Genomic DNA, 21,800 nt, shown 5'->3' on the forward strand with positions numbered 1-21,800 from the left:
AGACGTCCTTTCGCGGCCGCTCCAGTCCGGTCTAGCCCGGACTAGGCATGCCTACCCGTAGCCAGCCTGTCCCGGTTGGTCAACGCGGGAAAGAGCTTCATCCACAGGGCCACCACCAGAAGCGTGGCCATGCCGCCGATCACCACCGACGGGGCCGTGCCGAACCAGGCGGCGGTCACGCCGGACTCGAATTCGCCCAGCTGGTTGGAGGTACCGATGAACACCGAGTTGACCGCGCTGACGCGCCCGCGCATCTCATCCGGGGTCTCGAGCTGCACCAGCGACGACCTGATGACCACGCTGATCATGTCGCTGGCCCCCAGCACGATCAGGGCGGCGAGCGAGAGGGGGAAGCTGCGCGAGAAGCCGAACACGATGGTGGCCAGCCCGAACATGGCCACGGCTCCGAACATCTTGAGCCCCACCTTGCCGCCCAGGGGCGAATGGGCCAGCCACAGGGACATGGCCAAGGCGCCTATGCCCGGCGCGCCGCGCAGGATGCCCAGGCCCCAAGGCCCGGCCCCCAGGATGTCGCGGGCGAAGATGGGCAGGAGCGCCGTGGCCCCGCCCAGGAGCACCGAAAAGAGGTCCAGGGAGATGGCCCCCAAAAGCTCGGGCTTGTTGCGCACATAGCGGATGCCGCCCAGCACCGAGTCGATGCTCACCGGCTCGCGACGCCTGACCGTGGCGGGCTTGGGGATGCCCCAGACCGCCTTGGCCGCCATGGCGAAGAGCGCGCAGCACAGGGCGTACACCGCGCCCGCACCGGCCATGTAGAGCACGCCGCCCAGGGCCGGTCCCAGGATGAAGGCGCTCTGGCGCGCGGAGGCGGTCAGGGCCAGCATCCGGGGCAGCTTGCCCGGTTCCACCAGCTCGGGGAGGAGGGCCTGCAGGGTGGGCATCTCGAAGGCCCGCGCCGCGCCCAGCACGAAGGCTCCAAGGTAGAGCAGGTGCTGGTCGGTGAAGTGGAAGATGCTCCCGGCGGCCAGCACGGCGGTCATGGCGCACTCGATCATCTGGCAGGCGCGGGCGATAAGCCGACGGTCGAAGTGGTCGGCCGCCTGTCCGGCGACCAGGGTGAGCAGAAGCTGGGGGATGAACTGGGCCAGGCCGACCAGGCCGAGGCTCAGGGCGCTGCCGGTGATGTCGTACATCTGCCAGCCGATGGCCACGTTGAGCATCTGGTAGGCGGACATGGACTGGATCTGGCAGAACCAGAAATTGCGGAAGGCCTTGTCGGCCATGGCTTCTTTGAACATGGGCGTGGTCCGTGGGAAAGGCTTTTCGGCGGGTCCACCCGAAGCCCCGTCCGGGCGGCTCGCGCGGTCTGGATTCATACGCGCCCTTGCCCCGGCGGTCCAGCTGGTTTACTTTCAGGCTGGGCAGTGGCCGGGGAGTTTCCCCGTGGCGCACTGGACAAGAAGCGAAATCATTCCAGCGCGTAAGCGGCTATTTCAACCCGTGTAGTCAGTTCGATGCACCGCGCCTTCAGGAGGTGCCTCATGTGGATATTTTCCCGCGACGGGTTCTTTTCCGTCGCCGCCACCAAGTTCTGTCAGCCGGGCGAGGTCGCCGTTCGGGCCAGGAAGAAGGAACACCTGGAAAGCCTCATGGAGCGGCACGGCATCTCGGCCGAGATTTTGACCTTCCCCGAGGCCGACTACCGCTACCGCATCCAGATTCCCAAGGAGATCTGGGGCAGGGCCCTCCAGGACGAGGCCAACGACCTGGACTACAACTCCTTCAAGGACGCCATGGCCCAGGCGGGCATGTCGGCGGACTACCTGCGGGCCATGTTCAGCACATGGTCCATCATCCACAAGATACAGACCGAGGAGCTGCCCAGGGACTGACCCACGCGCGGGCCTTTCCTCATCCCTTGCGGGCGGCCAGCCAGATGCCCGCGCCCACTGCCGCGCATCCCATTGCCTGGCCGGGCGTGGGCGCGGCCCCCAGGAGCACCCAACTGGACAGCACGGCGCTCACGGGCATGAGCCCGGTCAGGGCGGCGGCCTGCCCGGCCCGCACCGATCCCACTCCCCTGAACCACAACACGTAGCCCCCGGCCGTCACCAGCACGCCCAGGGCCGCCACGGCCAGCCACGCCCCGACCCCCCCGATCCCGGCGCTTCCCAGTCCCTCATCCAGGCCCTGGAAAATGGCCAGCGGGGCGGTCATGGCCAGGCCGATCCAGGTCACGCGGCGGGCCGCGCCCAGGGGCGAAAGCCAGTCCGGAAGCCAGCGCAGCGCCAACAGGAACACCGCCTCGCCGCACACCGCCGCCAGGAGGAGCGCGTCGCTCGGGCCGGGACTCCAGGCGAGGCCGGTCACGCCGCGCGCGGCGAGCACGCCGGCCACCGTGAGCCCGATGCCGGTAGCGGTCCTGGCCGAAGGGCGCTCCCCGAAGAAAATCATCCCGAGCCCGGCCATCACCGCCGGGGTGGCGCTGGTGAACACCCCGGCCGCCGCCGGGGAGCTCTCGCGCATGCCCAGCCACAATCCGGCGTTGAACACCACCACCCCGCACAGGGCCTGCAGAGCGAGCACGGCCCAGTGGCGCGGCGAAAGCCTTTCGGCCTCGCCCGCGCGCCCGCCGAACGCCGCCAGGGCGAGGCCCGCCAGGGCCAGACGAACGGCCAGGGCGGGAAACAGCGGCACGCCGGACAGGGCGATCTCGCCGAGCGGGGCCGTGGCCCCCACCAGCAGCATGGCCAGGGCCATGTCGGCCAGGGCGCGCAGTTCGCCTCGCCCTCGCCGTGCTTGCGGGGCTTCCGCCACTCGCGGATCAAGGGCCAGCGCGCCCTGCGGGATAGGGGAAATATCGCGAGACATAGCCTGACACCTCCTGCATTACGCTGGAGGGCGTCCTGCCACCTTGGCGGGTCAGCGGTCTTGAACGATCTTGCCGTATGCGCCGGGGGTGAGCCCGGTCATGCGGCGGAAGTGGCGGGTCAGATGGCTCTGGTCGCTGAATCCGGATTCCAGGGCGGCCTGGGCCGGGTTCGATCCCGCCGCGATGAGGGCGCGGGCGTTCTCCACGCGCAGCATCACCTGGTAGGCGTGGGGGGGCAGGCCCACATGGAGGCTGAACAGGCGGTTCAGGCGGAAACCGGACAGGCCGGCCTCGCGGGAGAGCTCCTCCAGGCTGACGGGGATGACGGCGCGCTGGCGCAGGTAGTCCTTGGCGCGGCTCACGGCCCTGGGCTCCGCCCCAGGATAGAGCCGCTCCGCGCGGCCCGAGTGGCGTGATATCCAGGCCGCGAGGATGGCGGCGAGGCGGCTCTGGCGCTCGAGCAAGGTGGTGCGCCCGGCTTCCAGGTCCTCGTGCAGCAGGCGAAGCCCCCCCGCCAGCAGCGGATCATGGATCACCCCGGCCGGGAAGTCCGGCACCTTGGCGTCGCGTTCGTCCATCTCGCCGGCCAGCTTCTCCACCACCGGGGCGTCCAGGTAGAACATGCGGTAGCCCCAGCCCTGGGGCGACTCGGGGTGCCCGTCGTGGACCTCGCCGGGCACCACCATGTTCACGGCCCCGGCAGGGGCCACGCAGTCGCGGCCCAGGTACTTAAATCCCAGCGCCCCGGATTCGATGACGCCCACGGCGTAGCCCTCGTGAAAGTGCCTGGCGAAGCGCACGCCCACATGCTCGGCGCGCAGGCATTCCACTCCCGCAAGCCCCTGGGGCTTCCAGATATTGACCGTGTGTTTCACGCGAGTCCCGCGAAGCGATGGAGGATTCCAAAGGAACGAAGTTCCTTTGGCCGCCGGAGGCATCTTCCTCTTCTCTTACCTGGCCAGACGCTCCTGCACCATGGCCCGGTCGATGGTCAGGGAGTGCCCTTTTTCGGTCTTCTGCAATTTAGGCTGGCCGAAGGGGTCGAACTCGGCGTCGGCCATGATGCGGCTGAAAATCTCGCGTAGCGCCCTGGCCCCGATGCGGGTGTTGCGCAGGGCGTGCTCGGCGATGGAGTCCAGGGCCTCCTGGGTGACGCGCAGGTCGATGCCCATGGAGGCGAAGAACTCCCTGCAGTGCCGAAGCGGCGAGTCCTCGGCGGCCAGCATGATCTGCACCAGGTCCTCGCGGGCCAGGTCGTCCAGGATGGCGATGGACGAAAACCGCGACAGAAACTGCGGCAGCATGCCGTAGGTGAACATGTCCGACAGGCGCAGGTAGTCCACCAGCTTGAAGCGGGTCACGGCGGTGACGCGCACCTCGCCGTCGGCGCTGCGTTGCAGCTCGGTGGTCTCCTTGAGCCTGCGGTCGTCCTTGCGGTTGACGATGAGCGAATAGACCTGGTCGTAGAGCTCCTCGAAGGCCCCGCCGCACACGAACAGGATCTTGCCCGTGTCCACGGGCACGTGGGTGGCCACTTCGGCCCCGTTTTCCATCACCGTGACCGGCACCATGATGGTCTCGCCCTCCAGGATGGTCAGCAGGGCCTGCTGCAGGGTGATGCCCACCGGGTTGGGCTTGCCGGAGATGCGCGCGGATATCTTGTCCACCTCGTCTAAGCACACCGTGGCGTTCTGCAGCCCCAGGCGCATGGTCTCGCGGTCGACGTTCTCGCCCAGCTGCTTCTTCACCGCCGCTTCCAGGGCCGTGAACAGGCGCGCCGTGCGGATGTCGCCCTCCTCTCCGGCCAGGATGTTGGCGTTCAGGACCGCCATCACCCTGAAGGGGGCCATCTCGTCGTGCTCCAGGTAGAAGCGGTGGATGGTCTTCATGATGGTGGTCTTGCCCGTGCCCGAGTTGCCCACCAGCAGGATGTTGCCCGCCCGGATGCCCGACACGTGCTTGTACACCGCCACGGAGATCAGGCGCAGCACCTCGCGCTGGCCGAGCACCCGCTTGGCCATGTAGTCGAAGATGTCCTTGGGCAGGATGGGCATGGCTAGAAGTACCGCATGCTGGTCTTCTTGAACTCCTTGCGGCTTCTGAGCACGTCGAACTCCTCGACGCCCGAGAGCCTGACCAGCTCGGCCACGGTTTCCATGCACTCCTCGGGGGTCTTGGCGTGGACCATGGTGTAGAGGTTGTAGGGCCAGTCCATGCAGTTCACCCGGTGGTAGCAGTGGGATATTTCGGGGCGCGCGGCCATGAACGCGCCGATGCGCGCCATGTCCTCGTCGTCCACGTACCAGGCCACCATGGCGTTGGAGCCGTACCCGGCCTTCTGGTGGCGAAGCGTCGCCCCGAAGCGCCTGATCTCGCCGCGCTCCTTCATGCCGGAGAGAAGCTCCAGAACCTCTTCCTGGCTCACCCCGGCCTGTTTGGCGATCTCGGCGAACGGCTCGGGGCCGTCGGGCAGATCGCCTTGAACCAGCGCCAGCACGCGCTTCTGGGACTCGGTAAATTCCTTGGCCTTGGACATCGCCGCTCCTTGCAATCGTACTGATAACGCCTTTATCTCTACCGGGTTCATGTGGTACTTGCAATCACGGCGGCAATGGGGATTCGCCCCCCGCCGCTTCGGCACCCACGTAATTCACGGAGATCCAATGAAAATAGCGGTCATAGGCGGCGGCAGCTGGGGCACGACCCTGGCCGACCTGCTGGCCGGGAAGGGCCTGGACGTCACCATCTGGATCCGCGAGATGGAGCTTCTGGCCGAGATCAAGGCCAAAGGCGAAAACACCTGGTACATGCCGGGCGTGAAGCTCTCGCCCAACCTGCAGGCCACCATGGACCTGGCCCAGGCGTGCAAGGGCGCGGAATTCTTCCTCATGACCGTGCCCAGCCAGTTCTTGCGCCAGACGCTTTCCGACATGCGGCCCCTGCTGCCCAAGAACGCGGCCATCATCTGCGCTAACAAGGGCGTGGAGCTGGACACCGGCAAAACCATGTCCGAGGTCTGCGAGGAGGCCCTGGCCGGGCACAAATACCGCTTTGCGGTGCTCTCCGGCCCGAGCTTCGCCTACGAGGTCATCCGCCGCATGCCCACCGCCGTGAGCCTGGGATGCAAGGACAAGGACCTGGCCAGGCAGGTGCAGGAACTTTTCGCCACCGACACCTTCCGCGTCTACACCAACAAGGACGTCAGGGGGGTGGAGCTCGGCGGCGCGGTCAAGAACATCATCGCCATCGCCGCGGGCGTCTCCGACGAGCTGGGCTTCGGAGCCGACGCCCGGGCCGCCCTCATCACCCGGGGCCTGGCCGAAATGAGCCGCCTGGGCACCAGGATGGGGGCCGACCCCAAGACCTTCATGGGCCTGTCCGGCCTGGGCGACCTGGTGCTCACCTGCACCGGCGACCTCTCGCGCAACCGCCAGGTGGGCAAGCGCCTGGCCCAGGGCCAGAAGCTCATGGATATTTTGGGCGAAATGAAGATGGTGGCCGAAGGCGTCAAGACCACCCAGGCCGTGCACGGGCTGGCCAAGAAGCTCAAGGTGGAGCTGCCCATCACCGAGCAGGTGTATGCCATTTTGTACGAGGACAAGGACCCGGCCCAAGCCGTGCGCGAGCTGATGATGCGGGAGTTGAAGGACGAGTAGGAAGAGAAGAGTTTAAGATGCCTCCGGCGGCCAAAGGAACTGCGTTCCTTTGGAATCCTGTATAGCTTCGCGCCCCTGATCGGCACGCCGGTCAGGGGCGCTCTCTTTTCGGGGAAGATGAAGCCCCAGACCCACCCGGAAATTCCTACGCCCCGGTCCCGATCCACTGCGCCCAGAGCTGCCTGGTCCTCGGGCCGTCGAACTCGCAAAAGAACACCCCCTGCCACGTGCCCAGGCGAATCCTCCCGCCCTCCACGATGAGCGACAGCCCCGGCCCCATGCAGCTGGCCTTCAGGTGGGCGTCCGAATTGCCCTCCACGTGGCGGTAGTCGCCCTTTTCGGGCACCAGCCGCGCGAGCGTGGCCAGGATGTCCCGGGCCACGTCCGGGTCCGCGTTCTCGTTGATGGTAAGCCCCGCCGTGGTGTGCGGGCAGTGCAGGGAAAGCACTCCGTCCCGCCAGCCGTTGGCCGACACGAGCTCCTGAAGAAGGCCGGTGACCGCGAGCAGCTGCTCGCGGTGGGTGGTCTTGATGGTCAGGGTTTCCATGGGTGTCTCCCGGAAATGTCAGCGTGATCCGGCCGAGGCTTCCCGCGACCCGTGCGCGAACGCCGGGTCGTACAGCTTGGAGCGCGTGCCCGCCTTGTAGCCGGGCAGCACCAGGAAGAGGGTCTGCTTGGTGAGGTTGCGCGCCCGCACTACGTCCGGGAAGTCCCGTACGCTGGATATGTGCAGCTCCTCCTCGGGCCAGCCCACCCGGTGGGCCACGGCCACGCAGGTGTCCTCGGGGTAGCCCCCGGCCAGGAGCTCCTCGCGCACTGCCTCGGGATCGGTGGAACTCAGATACACGGCCAGGGCGCTGTGGTGCCGGGCCAGCTCGCGCAGGCGTTCCGCCTCGGGCACCGGGGTGCGTCCGGCCAGGCGGGTCAGGACGAGCGTCTGGGTCACTTCCGGGGCAGTGGCCGGAATCCTGAGAGCCGCAGACGCGGCCGAGGCCGCCGTAACGCCGGGAACCACGCCGTAGTCCACCCCTTCGGCTTCCAGCAGCCGGGCCTGCTCGGCCACGGTGCCGTAGAGGGCCGGATCCCCGGCCTGGAGCCGGGCCACGCGTCCGCCCCGGCGGACGGTCTCCATGATGGCCTCGTGGGTCTGTTCCAGGGTCAGGGCCGCGCTGTCCAGAAGCTCTGCGCCGGGCTTGGCCAGGTCCGTCACCGCCTTGGGCGTGAGCGAGCCGGGATAGATGACCAGATCGGCCTGGGAGATGATCCGGGCCGCCTTGAGGGTGAGCAGGTCCGGGTCGCCCGGGCCTGCGCCGACGAAATGGACCCTGGGGGTCATATGTGCCTCTCGCGGCTCTCGGGGCGCTCCGAGAGCTTGTTGAACGTCCAGGTGAGGGCCACGGCGTACACGGCTGACCCAACGCCCAGGGCGGCGTTGAAATAGGGGGGCGAGGCCAGGGCCAGGCGGATGCCCAGGGTGGCCAGGGCGTAGCCGGAGTTCCTGAATACGGCCAAATAGCCGGGGATGAAGCGCTGCGACAGGAGCACCAGCAGGATGTCCGCGAACACCAGCACGGTGTAGAAGGTGTCGAAGAAGTCGAAGGTGTGCTGGTGGATCAGCCCTTCCCAGATGGCCTTGCCGCCGAGCCCCGCGAAGATGGCCAGCAGGATCAGGGCCACGATCTTCTTGGAGGCGATGAAGGCGTAGCGCGCGTGTCCGGGCCGTGCCTGCTTGGGCGCGGGACCCTGGATGTGGTCGTAGAGGCCGAGCAGCGCGAAGATGAGAAGCGCGCTTGAGCCGTCCACCACGATGTGCAGGATGGGGGACCAGTCGCTGGCCAGCAGGTGGATGGGCTCGGGCAGGTTGACCAGTTCCTTGAAGGAGTTGCGCAGGAGGATCAGCGACAGGATCTCGAACTGCTTGCCCATGGCCTTGGAAAAGGAGCACGGTAGGATGAGGATCAGCCCGATCACCTCCATGATGAGCACCAGGGTGAAGGCCACGCTCACGGCGTGGAAGTGGTGGTCCGGGGTGAACCAGGCCAGGGAGGGAGGCAAAAGCCCCCAGCGCTTGAGCTCGATTCCCGTGAGCGACAGGAGGAAGATCACGACCAGCGAGCCTGAGATGGTGCGCTCCGTCTTGGGGTCCTCCCAGAAGCGGACCATGGGCTCGAAGATGTTGGTGGCGAGTTCGTATATGGATTGCATGGGGTTGCCCTAACACAGTTCAGGCGGGTTTGTCCGCCGCCACGATGAAAACCGGGTTCAGCGCGGCCAGGCGCTGGTCTCCGGCCAGGGGCGCGGCCAGGCTGGCCTGGACCTGGCAGGTCTCGGCGCCCCAGCCGAGCTGGCGGAAATGTTCGAGCGCCGCCTGGAGCGATCCCAGGAGCACCGTGTTGACCACCACCCGTCCGCCTGGGGCGAGCCTGCGGCACGCCTCGGCCAGGGCCGTCGTGCCCTTGCCCAGCGAGCCGCCCACGAACACCCGGTCCGGGTCGGGCAGGATGGAGAAGGCCTCCGGGGCCTCGCCCTTCACGGCCTTGACCTGCCAGGCCCCGCAGGCGCGGATGTTGGCCTTGACCGCCTGGTGGCGTTCCGGATCGCGCTCCACGGCAAAGACCCGTCCGCCGGGCATGAGCGCGCAGGCCTCTATGCCCACCGCCCCGCACCCGGCGCCCACGTCCCAGAGCACCCCCCCGGCGGGCAGCCGCAGGGCCGCGAGGCTTGCGGCCCGCGCGGGCCATTTGGTGATGAGGCCGTCCTGCCGCTGGTAGAACTCGTCGGGGCGCCCAAGCACAGGCGGTCCGGCCGGGGCCTGCGCCCCCTCGATCACCACGAGGTTCAGGGCCGAAAAGCTCTCGCCAGAGGCTTCCTGGGGAGAGAAGCGGCGCGCCCGCTCGTCCGGCGAGCCCAGGTCCTCAAGCACCCACACGGTGGCGTCCTCGATGCCGCGCTCCAGGAGCAGCCGGGCCACGGCGTCGGGCGTGTTCTCGTTGTCGGTGTACACGGCGGCCCGGCTCTTGGCGGCCAGGGCCGAGAACAGCGGGCCGGGGTCGCTACGGCCGTGCAGGGACACGGCGGGCAGGTCCTGCCAGGGCAGGCCGATGCGCGCGCAGGCCGCCTGCACCGCGCACACGCCGGGGTGGAAGCGAAGGCGCTCCCGGCCGAAGCGCTCGATCAGGCGTGCGCCGATGCCGAAGTAGAGCGGATCGCCGTCGGCCAGCACCACCACGCGAAGCCCGTGCTCGAAGGCCCGGCTGATGCGCGTAAGCGCCGTCTCCAACGGCGAGCCCAGGACCACCCGCTCGCCGCGCAGGTGGGTGAAGCGCTCCAGAAGCCTCGCTCCTCCGGCCAGCACGTCGGCCGTGACGATGCGTTCCATCTCGGAGCGCGCAAGCCCGCCGCCCATGCCCAGGCCCACCACCTCGATGGCTTTCGCCCCGCCGTTCAATGCGTCCCCACCCATGTCCGCCGCCTTTACTTGCCCGGCCCGCGCCGGTATCTTCAGGTTCGCGGCCCGCCCGGGCCGATTGAAATCAAACAGAAGGACGCGCCATGATCAAGCACATCGTCATGTGGACCTTGAAGGACGAAGCTCTGGGCAAATCCAAGGCCGAGAACCTGTCCAAAATGAAGGCCCTGCTGGAGGAGCTGCCCTCCAAGGTGCCCGGCGTGGTGGAACTCGAAGTTGCCACCTCGGGCGTGTTCGAGTCCGTGCCGCAAACGGACATCGTCCTGTACACGGCCTTCAAGACCAAGGAAGACCTCAAGACCTACGCCGTCCACCCCGAGCACCTGAAGGTGGTGGAGTTCGTCAAGAGCGTGGTGGCCGAACGCCGGGTCATCGATTACGAGCTGTAGGCCTCGGCCAGCAGACCGCCCTCGAATCCGAAACAACATATCCGCAGGCGCGGCCCGTCCTTGGCGAAGGAGCGGGCCGCCGCCACCGCCCCTTGCGCCGTGAGCGCCGCGAAGCGCCGTCGCACGGCCCCTTCGGGCACGATCTCCAGGGCGTGCCGGGCCGTGTTGGCCCCGGCCACCTCCCGACAGACGTGCTCGTCCGCGCCGGCCCGCCCGGCCAGGCGTGCCAAGGCCTCGAAATCCGTCGGGGCCTCGTGGGCGTGGGTGTAGGCAAGCCCCTGGGCCATCTTCACCAGCTTGCCGAAGTAGCATCCCCAGACAATCCCGGCAAATCCCAGCCGCGCGGCCCGCTCGATGGAGTAGGCGAAGAAGTCCGCCGCCTGGACGAAGCATACCTCCGGCAACTCGGGCAGAAGCTCCATGAGCATGCGCTCGCTGCGCCGCCCGGTCGCGAACGCGGCCGTGTCCGCGCCGCTGGCGCGGGCCACCTCGAGCCCCGAGTCGATGGTGGCCTTCCAGGCGTCCAGGCTGAAGGGTTTCACGATGCCCTGGGTGCCAAGGATGGAGATTCCGCCGAGGATTCCCAGGCGCGGGTTCAGGGTGCGTGCGGCCATGGCCTCGCCGTCCTCCACCTCGATCACCAGGCTCGCGGCGCCGGAGTGTCCTGCGGCGTGCATGGCTTCGCGTGCCGCCTGGACGATCTGGGCGCGCGGGGCCGGGTTGATGGCCGCCTGGCCAACGGGCACGGGCAGCCCCGGCCTGGTGACGCGCCCAACGCCCCGGCCGCCTTCCAGCGCCACCGCGCCGGGCTCGCCGGGGACGAGTTCGGCCAGGCAGGCTATGCGCGCCCTGTTGGTGGCGTCCGGATCGTCCCCGGCGTCCTTGACCACCACGGCCCTGGCCCGCCCTTCATCCAGGAAGCCTACCGACGCCACCGCGACCTGAAGCCGCCCGCCCGTGGGCAGGGGGATGTCCACGTGGGCCTTTTTCCGGCCGGTGAGCAGGAACTCCAGGGCCGCCTTGGCCGCCGCGGCGGCCGCCGAGCCGGTGGTGAAGCCCTGGCGCAGGCACGGGGTTTCGCGGTGTTTCTTCACGGGCGTGCCTTCCGGCCGCAGGCCATGGCCGCCACGAAAAATCCGGCGATGTCAGGGTTGGAGGCGAAGTGCAGGTGCACGTAGCTGGCCAGGGTGTTGCCGGAGAGAAACCCTTCCTGGGCCTCGATGATCCCCTTGCGGCCCGAGAGCGCATAGACGGCGGGCGCGTCCGGCGCGGCCTCCAGGCTCGAATAGTGGAATTCGTGGCCGCGAGCCGTGGTCCCGGCGGGACCCAGGGGGGTGTCGGCAGTGAAGCGGGCCTCCCGGTAGCCCAGGGCGGCGAAGCGCTGGCCCATTGCGGCCCGGCAGGGGAACACCCCGGCCATGGGCCACTCGCGCCCTTGCGCGTCCCGCACGGACTCCATCAAGGCCATGAACCCGCCGCATTCGGCGTAGACCGGCCTGCCCGAGGCGCAGAAATTCCGGATATCCTGGAGCATGGCGGCGTTGGCGGAGAGCGTCCCGGCGTGCAGCTCGGGATAGCCTCCCGGCAGGTACAGTCCGTCCAGGTCCGCCGGCAGGCCCTGGTCCGCCAGAGGCGAAAAGAAGACGAGTTCGGCCCCGGCCGATTCAAGAAGGCGCAGGTTTTCCGCGTAGGCGAAGCAGAAGGCCCGGTCCCGGGCCACGCCCAGGCGCACGCGCGGGCGAGCCTCGCCCTCGGGCTGTGGCGCGATGCCTCCGGTGTCCGGCAGCGAGGCCAGTAACGCATCCACGTCCACTCCGGCCTCCACCCAGTCGGCCAGGCGTTCCATCCAGCCGGGGCGGGCGTCCAGATCTTGGGCCGTGACCAGCCCCAGGTGGCGCGAGGGCATGGCCAGATCGGAGGCCTTGGGCAGGCAGCCCAGCACGGAAATCCCCGCGTCCTCGATGGCCTCGCGCAACATTTCCCGGTGCCCCGGCCCTCCGGAGCGGTTGCAGACCACCCCGGCCAGGGTCAGTTCCGGGTCGAACCGGGCGAACCCCGAGGCCAACGCGGCGGCGCTGCGGGCCATGCCCGAGGCGTCCAGCACCAGAAGGACCGGTATCCCCAGCATCTTGGCCATGTGCGCGGCGCTGCCTTTTTCATTCGTGGCCGAAGCCCCGTCGAAGAGTCCCATGGCTCCTTCCACAACGGCCACGTCCGCGCCCGCCGAATATCTTTCGAATATTTCCCGGTTGGCCGCCTCGGGGAGCATCCAGGAATCCAGGTTATGGCTGATCCGCCCGCACGCCAGGGCGTGCAGGCCGGGGTCGATGAAATCCGGCCCGGTCTTGAAGGGCGCGCAACGAAAGCCCCTGCGGGCCAGGGACGCCAAAAGTCCCAGCGTCAGCGAGGTCTTGCCGCAGCCCGAATGGGTGCCGGAGATGAGCAGGCTTTTGGTCATGGCCCGCAGATGATAGGGGAACACTCACGCATGGACAAGCAGACCGAAAAGCTCCTGCGGACCATCCCGGGCGTCGGCCCGGCCATGGCCCGCGACCTGTGGGACCTGGGCATCCGCACCCTGGAGGGACTGGCCGCCCAGGACCCGGAGGAGATGTACGAGCGCCTGCGCGTGATGGCCGGGGGCAAGATGGACCGGTGCGTGCTCTACGTGTTCCGCTCGGCCGTCTACTTCGCCAAGACCCCGCCGCACCTGCGCGACCCGCAAAAGCTCCTCTGGTGGACCTGGAAGGACGCCCGCCTCCCAAAACCCCATTAAAGTTTTTTGGAAGGGGGTTTGGGGGAGAACCTTTTGTTCACAAAAGGTTTCCCCCAATCTTCTCTTCTGCCTTTCTCTTCTTCTCTTTCTCTTACGCCACCAATTTCTTCGCGATGGCGGCCACGTGCCTGCCCTGCCACCTGGCTCCTGCCAGGTCGGCCTCGGAGGGCATGCGCGACCCGTCGGCTCCGGCGATGGTGCTGGCGCCGTAAGGAGAGCCGCCCTTGACCTCCTCCACGCCCATCTGCCCCTGGTAGGCGTAGGGTAGGCCCACGATCACCATGCCCTGGTGCAGGAGCGTCACATGGAAGGAGAGTATGGTGGATTCCTGCCCGCCGTGCTGGGTGGCGGAGCATGTGAACACCGAGCCCACCTTGCCCACCAGCGCCCCCTGCATCCACAGGCCGCCCGTGGCGTCCAGAAACTGGCGCATCTGGCCGCACATGTTGCCGAAGCGGGTGGGGGTGCCGAAGATGATGGCGTCGGCCTTGGCCAGCTCGTCCACGGTGCATACCGGGACGTCCGCCTGGGCCTTCTGGGCGTCCAGGGCGCCCATCTTGGCCAGCACCGCCTCGGACAGGGTCTCGGGGACGCGGCGGAGCAGGGGCACCGCACCCGCCACCTGCGATACGCCTTCGGCCACGGCCTTGGCCATGGCTCGGATATGGCCGTACATGGAATAATAGGGAATAAGGACGTTCATGCAGTTCTCCTTTTTCTTTTTCAGATTCAGGATACATGCATAGACGAAAACGACAAAAAGTGAAGCACCGGTTGTTGTTGACGCGGCGCCTCCGGCGGCGGTAGTCAGGCCCTATCGCACACTGCCGAATCCCGCTTGCGCGGGAACGGGGGACCCATTTCAACGGGGCGAATCGCGTTTATCCGCGTAGGGCACCTTTCGGCCCGAGCCCGTCAGCTAACCCCGCAGGCATCGAAGGGAGCGCTCCGGACCGATCCGGGGAATTCCCCCTTTGATTATCCGGAGGCCTATCGCATGCGTCCCTGTTCCCTGCCCGAAGATTCCCACAACGGGCACCACGCCGCCTGCACCCCCGCCCAGACCGCCTCGCTGGCCCTGGCCGCGCTGGGCGTGGTCTACGGAGACATCGGCACCAGCCCCCTCTACACCGTCAAGGAATGCTTCTCCGGGATGCACGCCGTGGAGCCCAACCACGCCAACATCCTGGGCATCATGTCCCTGGTGTTCTGGTCGCTCATGTGCGTCGTGGGGCTCAAGTACGTCGTCTTCATCATGCGCGCCGACAACAAGGGCGAAGGCGGCATTTACGCCCTGCTGGCCATGCTGCGCGGAAGCCCGGTGAGCAAGGGCAAGTGGTGGTCCTTCCTGACGGTGCTCGCGGCTTTCGGAGCGGCCCTCCTGTATGGCGACGGGGTGATCACCCCGGCCATCTCCGTGCTCTCGGCCATCGAAGGCCTGAACATGGCCACGGACGCGGCCGCCGACTACGTTGTGCCCCTGACCTGCCTGGTGCTGATAAGCCTCTTCTTCATGCAGAAGCACGGAACGGCCACCATCGGCAAGGTGTTCGGGCCGGTCATGGTGGCGTGGTTCCTGCTCATCGGCGGGCTCGGCGTGGCCGCCATCGCCCACCAGCCCAAGATCCTGACCGCCCTGAACCCCGCGCACGCCGTGCACTTCTTCGCCGTGAACCACATTCACGGCATCGTGGCCCTGGCCTCGGTGGTGCTGTGCATCACCGGCGGCGAGGCTCTCTACGCGGACATGGGCCACTTCGGGCGCATCCCCATCCGCCTCACCTGGTACGGCATCGTCCTGCCGGGGCTCGTGCTCAACTACTACGGCCAGGGCGCGCTGCTGCTCGACAATCCGGACATCGCCAACGTGAACCCCTTCTACGCCCTGGTGCCGGAGACGTTGCTCTACCCCATGGTGGCCCTGTCCACCTTCGCCACGATCATCGCCTCCCAGGCCATGATCTCGGGCGTGTATTCGCTCACCCAGCAGGCCATCCAGCTGGGCTTCACCCCGCGCATGCACATCATCCACACCTCCAGGGAGGCCATCGGGCAGATATACCTGCCCACGGTCAACTGGATGCTCATGATCGCCTGCATCTCCCTGGTGCTGGTCTTCAAGGAGTCGAGCCGCCTGGCAGCCGCCTACGGCATCGCCGTCACCGCCACCATGGCCATCACCTCGTTCATGTACTTCGAGGTCACGCGCGTGAACTGGAAATGGCCCCTGTGGAAAAGCGCGCCCCTGCTGGCGATCTTCCTGGCCTTCGACGGCTCGTTCCTGGGGGCCAACCTGCTCAAGATCGTGGACGGCGGCTGGATCACCGTGAGCATCGCCCTGGCCATCCTCATCGTCATGATCACCTGGCGCGACGGCCGGGCGCTTCTCTCGCGCCACTACGAGGCGGCGCGCATGCCCCTCGACATCTTCCTCAAGGACATCGCCGAATACCAGCCGCAGCGGAACGCCGGCACGGCCGTGTTCATGTCCATCTCGCCCGTGGGCGTGCCCCATACGCTGCTGCACCACTTCAAGCACAACGGCACCCTGCACGAACAGATCATCCTGCTCTCCATCGCCTCGGCCGAGGTGCCCCAGGTGGCAAGCGAGGAGCGCCTGACCATCACCGACCTGGGACAGGGATTCCACCGCATCGTGGCGCGCTACGGCTTCATGGAAACCCCCAGCATGCCCGAGATCCTCGACCTGGCCACCCAGCAGGGCCTTTCCCTGGACGTCTACTCCACGTCGTTCTTCCTGGGGCGCGAGACGCTGCTCACTTCGGGGCCGTCTAAGATGGCCTCGTGGCGCAAGAAGCTCTTCGTGTTCATGTCGCGCAACTCCTGGAACGCCACGTCGTTCTTCAATTTGCCGCCCGGGCGGGTGGTGGAGCTGGGCAACCAGGTGGAGTTGTAGAGAAGAGATGGGGGGAGCGCGCAAAGCCGCGCTCCCCGTTTTTGTCAGATTTTTTCCAGCACCTTCACATCCATCGAAACCGTCAGCTCGGGCGCTTTGGCCCTCCAGGCCAGCAGGTGCGGGGTCTCCAGGTGCTGTCCGAGCAGTTCGCGGCTCTCCCACTCTTCGAAGAAAACAAACACGCACGCGTTGTCCAGGCAACGGTGCAGCACGTACGACACGCAGCCGGGGTCCTTGCGCGAGGGCGCAACCATCCCCGTCAGGATGGCCTCCACCTCGGCCTCTCGGCCGGGCTTGGCGGTGATGGTCGCCGCCACGTTCACATGGTTCATGGCATCCTCCCCGGATCAGCCTTCGCCCCCGGCGGGCATGCCGGGGTATTCGCCCTTGACGGTCGCCAGCGCCTTGCCCAGGCAGGCGATGGACTGGCCCAGGTGGTGCATGTTGCGAAGACCTTCGGCGTCGCCGCCCACGTCGCCTGGATTGAGCCCGTAGCCCAGGTTCCAGTACGACGAGCCCGGCACGACCATTCCCGACATCAAATACATGTGGTTGATGCTGTCGTAGGCGTGGGTGCCGCCGCCGCGCCGCACCGCGATCACCGCCGCGCCGATCTTGCCGTACAGCAGCCCGCCGTTGGCGATGGCCACCAGCCCCGCGCGGTCGATGAGCGCCTTGAGCTCGGCGGTGACATCGGTGAAGTAGGTGGGCGAACCCATGATCACGGCGTCGGCCGCGAAGATCTCGGCCAGGCAGTCGTTGGCCACGTCGGTCTTGACCGCGCAGCGCGCGTCCTTGTTCTCGAAACACTTGTAGCAGGCGATGCAGCCCCTGATCTTGGCCCCGCCCAGCTGGATGAACGAGCTCTCCCAGCCGGCGGCCTGCAAGGGTTTCAAAGCCTCGCGCAACAGGGTTTCCGTGTTGCCGCCCTTACGGGGGCTGCCGTTTATGGCCACGACTTTCATGCTTCTTTCCTCCTTGGGGTCCCTTGACGGTCCTTGGTATGTGCGACATATGCGGCCAACCGGCGACAAACGCAAGTACTGTCCGGAATGTGCCATACTTACACGCTGTATAGTGGAGAACGCGAGCATGCAGCCCTGCAGGACCAAGGAATTGAACGGCAAGACCTACCGTTGCTTCTTCGAGCTGACCCTCCAGGTGATGGGCGGCAAGTGGAAGCCGGTGATACTCTACCATCTGGCCACCGACGGGGTGATGCGCTTCAGCGAATTGCGCCGCAGTATCGGAGCGGTCACCGAGCGCATGCTGGCCCGGCAGCTACGCGAGCTGGAAGTGGACGGCATCGTGCACCGCGAGGTGTACCGCGAAGTGCCCCCGCGCGTGGAATATTCGCTCACGGACCTGGGCCAGGGGCTGGTGCCGATACTCAGGGAGCTGCGGGACTGGGGGGCGGTCTACGAACAGCGCATGGGCGGCGCGGAGCTCTTTTCGGGCGAGGGCTATGAACATGCCGGACAGGAAGTGGCTCGCGCGTCCGGGGAGTAGGAGCCGGGCACGGGGCCCTATATTTCCCCGTTCTCGATGAAGCCGCGCAGGGCCACGGCGTTGTTGCGCTGCGTGTCCTTGGCCGCGAACAGGAGCGTCACCGTCTCCCGCGCGGCCTGTTCCCTGAGAACGGCGGCCGCCCGGGCCGCCTCCGAAGTGGACAGCTCTTCCAGGTAGCGGCGTTTGAATTCCTCCCACCTGTCCGGTTCGTGGTTGAACCAGGCGCGCAGCATGGCCGAAGGGGCCAGCTCCTTGAGCCAGCCGTCCAGGGCGGCCTCGCCCTTGCTCACGCCCCGGGGCCAGATGCGGTCCGCCAGGTAGCGTTTGCCGTCGCCCGGCGAGGCCGGGTCGTAGATGCGCTTCACGGCGAGCATGGCGCGCCTCAATGGATGGACACGGTGAGGGTGTACTCGGCGTTTCCCCGCGTGCCCCCCACTTCGATCCGGTAGGTCCCGGTTGCCGGCAGCGCGCCCTTCCAGACCACCGCGTCGTCGGTTTCTCCCGCGCCGGGCAGCGTCCGGCCTCCCGGGGCGCGGATGACGAAGGCCGCGTTCTCCTCCAGGGCGGTGACGGCCGCGTCCATGGCCTGCCCGGAGGATGCCTTGAACTCGTATGCGTCCCGGTCTCCCCGGACCACCGCGCCCTGCACCGTGGCCGATGAGGCCCCGCGCTCGAAGCGCAGGGGCTTTTTGATCTCGCGCGCCTGGGCGGACGCGGCGAGAAGAGCCGCCAGGAGGGCCACGGCCAGGGCCGCGCTTCGGGGGCGCGGCAGGGAATGGAAGGTTGCTCGGATCATGAGGCCCGTATGCTCCTGATCCCGGCCGCCATCAAGGGAAACTTCCGGGCTTGCGGGCAAGCCCCGGGAAGGGCCAGGGCGGGCAGGCAATGGTGGGCCTGCGAGGCCCCCGCCATGCGGGGAGCCTCGCCGCTTCGCCTGATGCAGGCCAGGATCAGGGTCATCCCTTCTTGAGCTTCTTGCCCACGTTCCAGCAGCCCCCGAGCGCCGGGCCGATGCCGTAGTAAGAGACCGTGCCCATGTCGAAGAGCAGCGGGCGCACCTTGGCCGGGTCCACATGGCCCTTGTCCGTGAGCACGGACTCGTCCGCCCAGGTCTTCACGATCTCGCCGATGAACACCTCGTGTTTTTCGAAGTCCACCACCTGGTGCAGGCGGCATTCCATGGCCACCGGGCATTGCTTTATGAGCGGCGCGTGGGGGAGCTCGCCCGCGTACAGCTTGAACACCTGGGACTTGTCCGTGTTTTTGCCGGTGACGATGCCCACGTAGTCGGTCTCGACCATGAGGTCCTCCGACGGGATGTTCACGCTGAACTGCCCGTGCTCGTGGATGCCCCGAGGGCTGTAGTGTCCCTTGTTGATGCCCACCGAGATGTACTGCGGCTGCCCGTGGTTCATGATGCCCACGTGGGCTACAGCCAGGAAGTTGGGGCGGCCGTCCACCACGGTCCCCACGATGGTGGTGAGCGACGGGTACATGGCGGTGGCGGGCCCGATATCCTTTTTCATGGTGCTGTCCTCCTGGTTTAGTTGCTTGTGCATGCAAATTTCACGGGTAAAAAAAAGGGGCGTCAGGGGTTGTCCAGGCGCAGGCAGGTCTGGTGGATGGCCTTGGTGATGTCGGCCCCTTCCTGTTCGCCCAGGATTTTCGAGTAGTCGCTGTGCAGGGTCTTCCAGGCCGCGCCGATGGTTTGGGACATGGACTCTCCCTTGGCGGTGGGGTGGATGTGGGACGCCTTTCCCTGGGAGCGGCGCTCCACGAGCCCCAAGCGGACCAGTCCGTCCGCCAGGCGGGTCACGGTGGAGGGAGCCAGATGCAGCCGCCCGGCCAGCTCGGAAGGGGTCACGCCCGGCGACTCCATGGCCAGCATGAGCAGGAAGGCCTGCGAGGGCGACAGGCCCGTGGGAGCGAAGGCGGCCTCGGCCATGCGCGTGACCGTGCGGGCCAGCGCGTTGGCGGTGAAATAGAGGCAGCATTCGAGCAGGGTTTTGGTATCGGCCACGGGCGCTCCTTGTTGCTTGCGCATGCAACTATCAGGGGAAGGCGGGGGCGTCAAGAGCAGGGAGCTTTCCCAGGCGACGCACGCCCGGCCCGGGCGTGCGTCGCCTGGGAAAAAAAGGCTGGTCGCGCGCCCCGAGCCGTGTGGCCCGGGGCGCGGAGATCAATCCGGGAACCTGGTCTGTCAGGTGCGGGCGCGGCTACATGCCGGGCTTCGGGCCCTTGCCGCCGGGCATGCCTTGTCCCATGCCCTGGCCCATGCCGGGCCCCATTCCGGGTATGGCCAGGCGCTGGTATCCGGCGGGAACTGAGAACAGCGCGGGGTCGACCGGGCCGGTCTTTATGTTCTTGTATTCCATCGTCATGGTTGTGGAACCTTCCTTGACGATGGACTTGATGGGATGCCCCAGCTTGTCGGCGAACCAGGCGGTCATCTCGCCCTTGGATTTGTCCTTGAATTCGAAGACGCGTTTTTCGCAGTCCCAGCCGTCCACGGTCTCACGCCCTACGGTGCGCCACTGGCCCAGGTCCTCGCGGCCTTCCTTGAGGGCTTCCGGACCCATCCGCGAGGGGTCCAGGGGCATTTCGATGTAGCTCAAGGTCGAGGGCATGAGCATGTACGCTTTCCCGGCGGCGGGATTGGTGATCATCACCTGGCGATGCCCTTCCGCGGTGGTCTCCATGCGGATCTTGTCGTCCTTGACGTAGGTCTTCCCGGCACCGCCCAGCGTGGGCTTGCCGTCCATGGTCCGGACGATGTCGGCGGAGAATTCGGCCGCCTGGGCGGCCAGGGACAGGCCCAGGCAGAGGGCCAGGGCGGACAGGAGGCTCCACAGCGGTTTCATGCGTGCTCCTTGGATGGCGGCCGCGTGGCGTGCGGCCGGTTTGCGCGCGCCCCCGGACCGCCGGTCGCGGGGGCGCAGCGCTCATTTGCTTCAGACGCCGGGGTCCGCGGCCGGGGCGCAGGTTCCGGCCGCGCGGCAGGGGCCGGACAGCACTTCCTTGAGGCAGGTGCCCAGGCGCTTGATGCCTTCCTCGATGCGCTCCGGCGTGGAGTTGGAGAAGTTCAGGCGGAAGGCGTTGTCCGTGCCGTCCACGTAGAAGGGCAGTCCCGGCACGAAAGCCACCTTGCGTTCGATGGCCTTGGCGAAGACCTCCTGCGCGCTCACGCCGCGCGGCAGCTCGCCCCACAGGAACATGCCGCCTTCGGGCTCGGTGCGGCGCACCTCCTCGGGGAAGTGGCGGATGATGGCGTCCACCATGAGGTCCCGGCGTTCGCCGTAGGCCTTCTTGATCACGGCGATGTGGGCGTCCAGGTCGTTGTCCTCGAGGAAGCGGTGCAGCACGCGCTGGGCGAAGATGGAGGTGTGCAGGTCCGACGCCTGCTTGGCCGTGACCAGCGTGTGCATGAGTTCCGGCCCGGTGGCGATCCAGCCGATGCGCATGCCGGGGCTGGCGATCTTGGAGAACGAGCCCATGAGGGCCATGCGCGAGCCGTCCAGGTAGGCCCGGATGGGGGGCACGGCCTCGCCCTTGAAGCGCAGCTCGCCGTAGGGGTTGTCCTCCAGAAGGATGGTGTCGCTGTCCTCGATCAGGCGGGCGGTTTCACGGCGGGTGGCCGCGTCGTAGGTGATGCCCGAAGGGTTCTGGAAGCTGGGCACGGCGTAGAAGATTTTGGGGCGGTCCTTGAGGCGCTGGGCCAGCTGGGCCGTGTCCACGCCATGGGGGCCCAGGTCGGCGGTGAGGAAGTTGGCCCCGAAGAGCGAGAACGCCTGGATGGCCCCCAGGTAGCCGGGACGCTCGATGAGCACGTCGTCGCCCACGTCCAGCATCACCTTGGCCATGAGGTCCAGGCCCTGCTGGGAACCGGTGGTGATCAGGATTTCGTCCACCGGGATGTCCAGCCCCCACTTCTCCTTGTAGCGCCGGGAGATGAATTCGCGCAGCGGCGGGTGGCCCTCGGTGATGGAGTATTGCAGGGCCTGGGGGCCGTTCTCCCTGAGGACGTCGGCGGCGGCGCGGGCGAAGGCCTCGGCCGGGAAGTGGTCGGGGCTGGGCAGTCCGCCCGCGAAGGAGATGATCTCCGGATTCTGGGTGACTTTAAGGATTTCGCGGATATAGGAGCGGCGGACGCCGGACATTCTGGCACTTAGGCGCACGGGAAGCCTCCAAATTTCGAGGATAGACGGATGGGCATTGTTTCTTAGGCCACTTCGGGCCGGGGCACAACCCGCG

General features: G+C 67.3%; 27 protein-coding genes and 1 riboswitch. Of the genes, 7 read left to right on the forward strand and 20 right to left on the reverse strand.

Annotated elements, in window-relative coordinates:
* Positions 1-41 precede the first annotated feature (41 nt).
* Complete coding sequence (locus ML540_RS00845; protein ID WP_243357901.1) at positions 42-1,259, reverse strand: MFS transporter; 1,218 nt, start codon at positions 1,257-1,259, stop codon at positions 42-44.
* 243 nt (positions 1,260-1,502) lie between these two features.
* On the opposite strand from ML540_RS00845, the gene ML540_RS00850 reads away from it, so the two are divergent.
* Positions 1,503-1,853, forward strand: a complete 351-nt coding sequence (locus tag ML540_RS00850; protein WP_243357902.1) for a hypothetical protein — start codon at positions 1,503-1,505, stop codon at positions 1,851-1,853.
* Positions 1,854-1,872: 19 nt separating this feature from the next.
* On the opposite strand, the gene ML540_RS00855 is transcribed toward ML540_RS00850, so the two are convergent.
* From ML540_RS00855 to ahbB, 4 genes are all read right to left on the reverse strand, one after another.
* Entirely contained in the window at positions 1,873-2,832 is a 960-nt protein-coding gene (locus ML540_RS00855) for a DMT family transporter (RefSeq protein WP_243357903.1), read from the reverse strand.
* 51 nt (positions 2,833-2,883) lie between these two features.
* A complete protein-coding gene (locus ML540_RS00860) occupies positions 2,884-3,708 on the reverse strand; it encodes an AraC family transcriptional regulator (protein ID WP_243357905.1) in 825 nt (274 codons plus the stop codon).
* Between the two features lie 75 nt (positions 3,709-3,783).
* The gene (locus tag ML540_RS00865) at positions 3,784-4,887 is read right to left on the reverse strand and encodes an AAA family ATPase (protein ID WP_243357907.1); all 1,104 of its coding nucleotides are present in this window, start codon (positions 4,885-4,887) and stop codon (positions 3,784-3,786) included.
* Between the two features lie 2 nt (positions 4,888-4,889).
* Positions 4,890-5,369: a siroheme decarboxylase subunit beta gene (ahbB, locus tag ML540_RS00870; protein ID WP_243357910.1), complete on the reverse strand. Its 480-nt coding sequence runs from the start codon at positions 5,367-5,369 to the stop codon at positions 4,890-4,892.
* Positions 5,370-5,496: 127 nt separating this feature from the next.
* On the opposite strand from ahbB, the gene ML540_RS00875 reads away from it, so the two are divergent.
* Complete coding sequence (locus tag ML540_RS00875) at positions 5,497-6,489, forward strand: NAD(P)H-dependent glycerol-3-phosphate dehydrogenase (RefSeq protein ID WP_243357911.1); 993 nt, start codon at positions 5,497-5,499, stop codon at positions 6,487-6,489.
* Between the two features lie 145 nt (positions 6,490-6,634).
* Here ML540_RS00875 and ML540_RS00880 read toward each other — a convergent pair whose 3' ends face one another.
* The 4 genes from ML540_RS00880 to cbiE are packed head-to-tail and all read right to left on the reverse strand — an operon-like array spanning position 6,635 to position 9,952.
* Positions 6,635-7,036, reverse strand: a complete 402-nt coding sequence (locus ML540_RS00880) for a secondary thiamine-phosphate synthase enzyme YjbQ (protein ID WP_243357912.1) — start codon at positions 7,034-7,036, stop codon at positions 6,635-6,637.
* Between the two features lie 18 nt (positions 7,037-7,054).
* Positions 7,055-7,825, reverse strand: coding sequence for a precorrin-4 C(11)-methyltransferase (cobM, locus tag ML540_RS00885; RefSeq protein WP_243357913.1), 771 nt, complete (start codon positions 7,823-7,825; stop codon positions 7,055-7,057).
* Positions 7,822-8,694 (reverse strand): hypothetical protein, encoded by an 873-nt coding sequence (locus ML540_RS00890; RefSeq protein ID WP_243357914.1) that lies wholly within the window; start codon positions 8,692-8,694, stop codon positions 7,822-7,824. Before ML540_RS00890 ends, cobM begins: the two co-directional genes overlap by 4 nt.
* A 19-nt stretch (positions 8,695-8,713) precedes the next feature.
* Entirely contained in the window at positions 8,714-9,952 is a 1,239-nt protein-coding gene (gene cbiE / locus ML540_RS00895) for a precorrin-6y C5,15-methyltransferase (decarboxylating) subunit CbiE (protein ID WP_243357915.1), read from the reverse strand.
* An 89-nt stretch (positions 9,953-10,041) separates the two neighbouring features.
* On the opposite strand from cbiE, the gene ML540_RS00900 reads away from it, so the two are divergent.
* A complete protein-coding gene (locus ML540_RS00900) occupies positions 10,042-10,347 on the forward strand; it encodes a Dabb family protein (RefSeq protein ID WP_243357916.1) in 306 nt (101 codons plus the stop codon).
* On the opposite strand, the gene cbiD is transcribed toward ML540_RS00900, so the two are convergent.
* Together cbiD and ML540_RS00910 are read right to left on the reverse strand one after the other, a co-directional pair.
* Positions 10,335-11,441: a cobalt-precorrin-5B (C(1))-methyltransferase CbiD gene (gene cbiD, locus ML540_RS00905; RefSeq protein ID WP_243357917.1), complete on the reverse strand. Its 1,107-nt coding sequence runs from the start codon at positions 11,439-11,441 to the stop codon at positions 10,335-10,337. The two genes, ML540_RS00900 and cbiD, sit on opposite strands and share 13 nt — an antisense overlap.
* Positions 11,438-12,805 (reverse strand): cobyrinic acid a,c-diamide synthase CobB, encoded by a 1,368-nt coding sequence (locus tag ML540_RS00910; RefSeq protein ID WP_243357919.1) that lies wholly within the window; start codon positions 12,803-12,805, stop codon positions 11,438-11,440. Before ML540_RS00910 ends, cbiD begins: the two co-directional genes overlap by 4 nt.
* A 30-nt stretch (positions 12,806-12,835) precedes the next feature.
* On the opposite strand from ML540_RS00910, the gene ML540_RS00915 reads away from it, so the two are divergent.
* Complete coding sequence (locus ML540_RS00915) at positions 12,836-13,123, forward strand: helix-hairpin-helix domain-containing protein (protein WP_243357921.1); 288 nt, start codon at positions 12,836-12,838, stop codon at positions 13,121-13,123.
* Positions 13,124-13,214: 91 nt separating this feature from the next.
* Here ML540_RS00915 and wrbA read toward each other — a convergent pair whose 3' ends face one another.
* On the reverse strand, positions 13,215-13,826 hold the full coding sequence (gene wrbA, locus ML540_RS00920; protein ID WP_243357923.1) for an NAD(P)H:quinone oxidoreductase: 612 nt from the start codon (positions 13,824-13,826) through the stop codon (positions 13,215-13,217).
* Between the two features lie 112 nt (positions 13,827-13,938).
* A riboswitch (cyclic di-AMP (ydaO/yuaA leader) is annotated at positions 13,939-14,072 on the forward strand.
* Positions 14,073-14,120: 48 nt separating this feature from the next.
* Between wrbA and ML540_RS00925 the strand changes: the two genes are divergently transcribed.
* Positions 14,121-16,040 carry a potassium transporter Kup gene (locus ML540_RS00925; RefSeq protein ID WP_243357925.1) on the forward strand — a complete coding sequence of 640 codons (1,920 nt, stop codon included), beginning with the start codon at positions 14,121-14,123 and terminating at the stop codon, positions 16,038-16,040.
* 44 nt (positions 16,041-16,084) lie between these two features.
* On the opposite strand, the gene ML540_RS00930 is transcribed toward ML540_RS00925, so the two are convergent.
* Together ML540_RS00930 and ML540_RS00935 are read right to left on the reverse strand one after the other, a co-directional pair.
* A complete protein-coding gene (locus ML540_RS00930; RefSeq protein WP_243357926.1) occupies positions 16,085-16,372 on the reverse strand; it encodes a putative quinol monooxygenase in 288 nt (95 codons plus the stop codon).
* Between the two features lie 15 nt (positions 16,373-16,387).
* Positions 16,388-17,005, reverse strand: a complete 618-nt coding sequence (locus ML540_RS00935; RefSeq protein WP_243357927.1) for a flavodoxin family protein — start codon at positions 17,003-17,005, stop codon at positions 16,388-16,390.
* A gap of 127 nt (positions 17,006-17,132) precedes the next feature.
* Between ML540_RS00935 and ML540_RS00940 the strand changes: the two genes are divergently transcribed.
* Positions 17,133-17,549, forward strand: coding sequence for a winged helix-turn-helix transcriptional regulator (locus ML540_RS00940; protein WP_243357928.1), 417 nt, complete (start codon positions 17,133-17,135; stop codon positions 17,547-17,549).
* 17 nt (positions 17,550-17,566) lie between these two features.
* On the opposite strand, the gene ML540_RS00945 is transcribed toward ML540_RS00940, so the two are convergent.
* Both ML540_RS00945 and ML540_RS00950 read right to left on the reverse strand, forming a co-directional pair.
* Positions 17,567-17,923: a DUF488 domain-containing protein gene (locus ML540_RS00945; RefSeq protein ID WP_243357929.1), complete on the reverse strand. Its 357-nt coding sequence runs from the start codon at positions 17,921-17,923 to the stop codon at positions 17,567-17,569.
* Positions 17,924-17,931: 8 nt separating this feature from the next.
* Positions 17,932-18,345 (reverse strand): hypothetical protein, encoded by a 414-nt coding sequence (locus tag ML540_RS00950; protein ID WP_243357930.1) that lies wholly within the window; start codon positions 18,343-18,345, stop codon positions 17,932-17,934.
* A gap of 9 nt (positions 18,346-18,354) precedes the next feature.
* On the opposite strand from ML540_RS00950, the gene ML540_RS00955 reads away from it, so the two are divergent.
* Positions 18,355-18,519, forward strand: coding sequence for a hypothetical protein (locus ML540_RS00955; RefSeq protein ID WP_243357931.1), 165 nt, complete (start codon positions 18,355-18,357; stop codon positions 18,517-18,519).
* On the opposite strand, the gene ML540_RS00960 is transcribed toward ML540_RS00955, so the two are convergent.
* The 4 genes from ML540_RS00960 to ML540_RS00975 form a co-directional block, all read right to left on the reverse strand.
* Positions 18,506-19,075, reverse strand: a complete 570-nt coding sequence (locus tag ML540_RS00960; RefSeq protein WP_243357932.1) for a flavin reductase family protein — start codon at positions 19,073-19,075, stop codon at positions 18,506-18,508. The two genes, ML540_RS00955 and ML540_RS00960, sit on opposite strands and share 14 nt — an antisense overlap.
* 62 nt (positions 19,076-19,137) lie before the next feature.
* On the reverse strand, positions 19,138-19,569 hold the full coding sequence (locus ML540_RS00965; RefSeq protein ID WP_243357933.1) for a MarR family winged helix-turn-helix transcriptional regulator: 432 nt from the start codon (positions 19,567-19,569) through the stop codon (positions 19,138-19,140).
* 196 nt (positions 19,570-19,765) lie between these two features.
* On the reverse strand, positions 19,766-20,410 hold the full coding sequence (locus tag ML540_RS00970; RefSeq protein ID WP_243357934.1) for a DUF4412 domain-containing protein: 645 nt from the start codon (positions 20,408-20,410) through the stop codon (positions 19,766-19,768).
* Between the two features lie 90 nt (positions 20,411-20,500).
* A complete protein-coding gene (locus ML540_RS00975) occupies positions 20,501-21,724 on the reverse strand; it encodes an aminotransferase-like domain-containing protein (protein ID WP_243357936.1) in 1,224 nt (407 codons plus the stop codon).
* Between the last annotated feature and the right edge of the window lie 76 nt (positions 21,725-21,800).

This window comes from Fundidesulfovibrio terrae, assembly GCF_022808915.1.
Lineage (GTDB): Bacteria > Desulfobacterota > Desulfovibrionia > Desulfovibrionales > Desulfovibrionaceae > Fundidesulfovibrio > Fundidesulfovibrio terrae.

Coding starts and splice junctions, on each gene's coding strand:
- ML540_RS00845 (WP_243357901.1), bottom strand. CDS start 1,259: ATGTTCAAAGAAGCCATGGCCGACAAGGCCTTCCGCAATTTCTGGTTC.
- ML540_RS00850 (WP_243357902.1), top strand. CDS start 1,503: ATGTGGATATTTTCCCGCGACGGGTTCTTTTCCGTCGCCGCCACCAAG.
- ML540_RS00855 (WP_243357903.1), bottom strand. CDS start 2,832: ATGTCTCGCGATATTTCCCCTATCCCGCAGGGCGCGCTGGCCCTTGAT.
- ML540_RS00865 (WP_243357907.1), bottom strand. CDS start 4,887: ATGCCCATCCTGCCCAAGGACATCTTCGACTACATGGCCAAGCGGGTG.
- ahbB (WP_243357910.1), bottom strand. CDS start 5,369: ATGTCCAAGGCCAAGGAATTTACCGAGTCCCAGAAGCGCGTGCTGGCG.
- ML540_RS00875 (WP_243357911.1), top strand. CDS start 5,497: ATGAAAATAGCGGTCATAGGCGGCGGCAGCTGGGGCACGACCCTGGCC.
- ML540_RS00880 (WP_243357912.1), bottom strand. CDS start 7,036: ATGGAAACCCTGACCATCAAGACCACCCACCGCGAGCAGCTGCTCGCG.
- cobM (WP_243357913.1), bottom strand. CDS start 7,825: ATGACCCCCAGGGTCCATTTCGTCGGCGCAGGCCCGGGCGACCCGGAC.
- ML540_RS00890 (WP_243357914.1), bottom strand. CDS start 8,694: ATGCAATCCATATACGAACTCGCCACCAACATCTTCGAGCCCATGGTC.
- cbiE (WP_243357915.1), bottom strand. CDS start 9,952: ATGGGTGGGGACGCATTGAACGGCGGGGCGAAAGCCATCGAGGTGGTG.
- ML540_RS00900 (WP_243357916.1), top strand. CDS start 10,042: ATGATCAAGCACATCGTCATGTGGACCTTGAAGGACGAAGCTCTGGGC.
- ML540_RS00910 (WP_243357919.1), bottom strand. CDS start 12,805: ATGACCAAAAGCCTGCTCATCTCCGGCACCCATTCGGGCTGCGGCAAG.
- ML540_RS00915 (WP_243357921.1), top strand. CDS start 12,836: ATGGACAAGCAGACCGAAAAGCTCCTGCGGACCATCCCGGGCGTCGGC.
- wrbA (WP_243357923.1), bottom strand. CDS start 13,826: ATGAACGTCCTTATTCCCTATTATTCCATGTACGGCCATATCCGAGCC.
- ML540_RS00925 (WP_243357925.1), top strand. CDS start 14,121: ATGCGTCCCTGTTCCCTGCCCGAAGATTCCCACAACGGGCACCACGCC.
- ML540_RS00930 (WP_243357926.1), bottom strand. CDS start 16,372: ATGAACCATGTGAACGTGGCGGCGACCATCACCGCCAAGCCCGGCCGA.
- ML540_RS00935 (WP_243357927.1), bottom strand. CDS start 17,005: ATGAAAGTCGTGGCCATAAACGGCAGCCCCCGTAAGGGCGGCAACACG.
- ML540_RS00940 (WP_243357928.1), top strand. CDS start 17,133: ATGCAGCCCTGCAGGACCAAGGAATTGAACGGCAAGACCTACCGTTGC.
- ML540_RS00945 (WP_243357929.1), bottom strand. CDS start 17,923: ATGCTCGCCGTGAAGCGCATCTACGACCCGGCCTCGCCGGGCGACGGC.
- ML540_RS00950 (WP_243357930.1), bottom strand. CDS start 18,345: ATGATCCGAGCAACCTTCCATTCCCTGCCGCGCCCCCGAAGCGCGGCC.
- ML540_RS00955 (WP_243357931.1), top strand. CDS start 18,355: ATGCTCCTGATCCCGGCCGCCATCAAGGGAAACTTCCGGGCTTGCGGG.
- ML540_RS00960 (WP_243357932.1), bottom strand. CDS start 19,075: ATGAAAAAGGATATCGGGCCCGCCACCGCCATGTACCCGTCGCTCACC.
- ML540_RS00970 (WP_243357934.1), bottom strand. CDS start 20,410: ATGAAACCGCTGTGGAGCCTCCTGTCCGCCCTGGCCCTCTGCCTGGGC.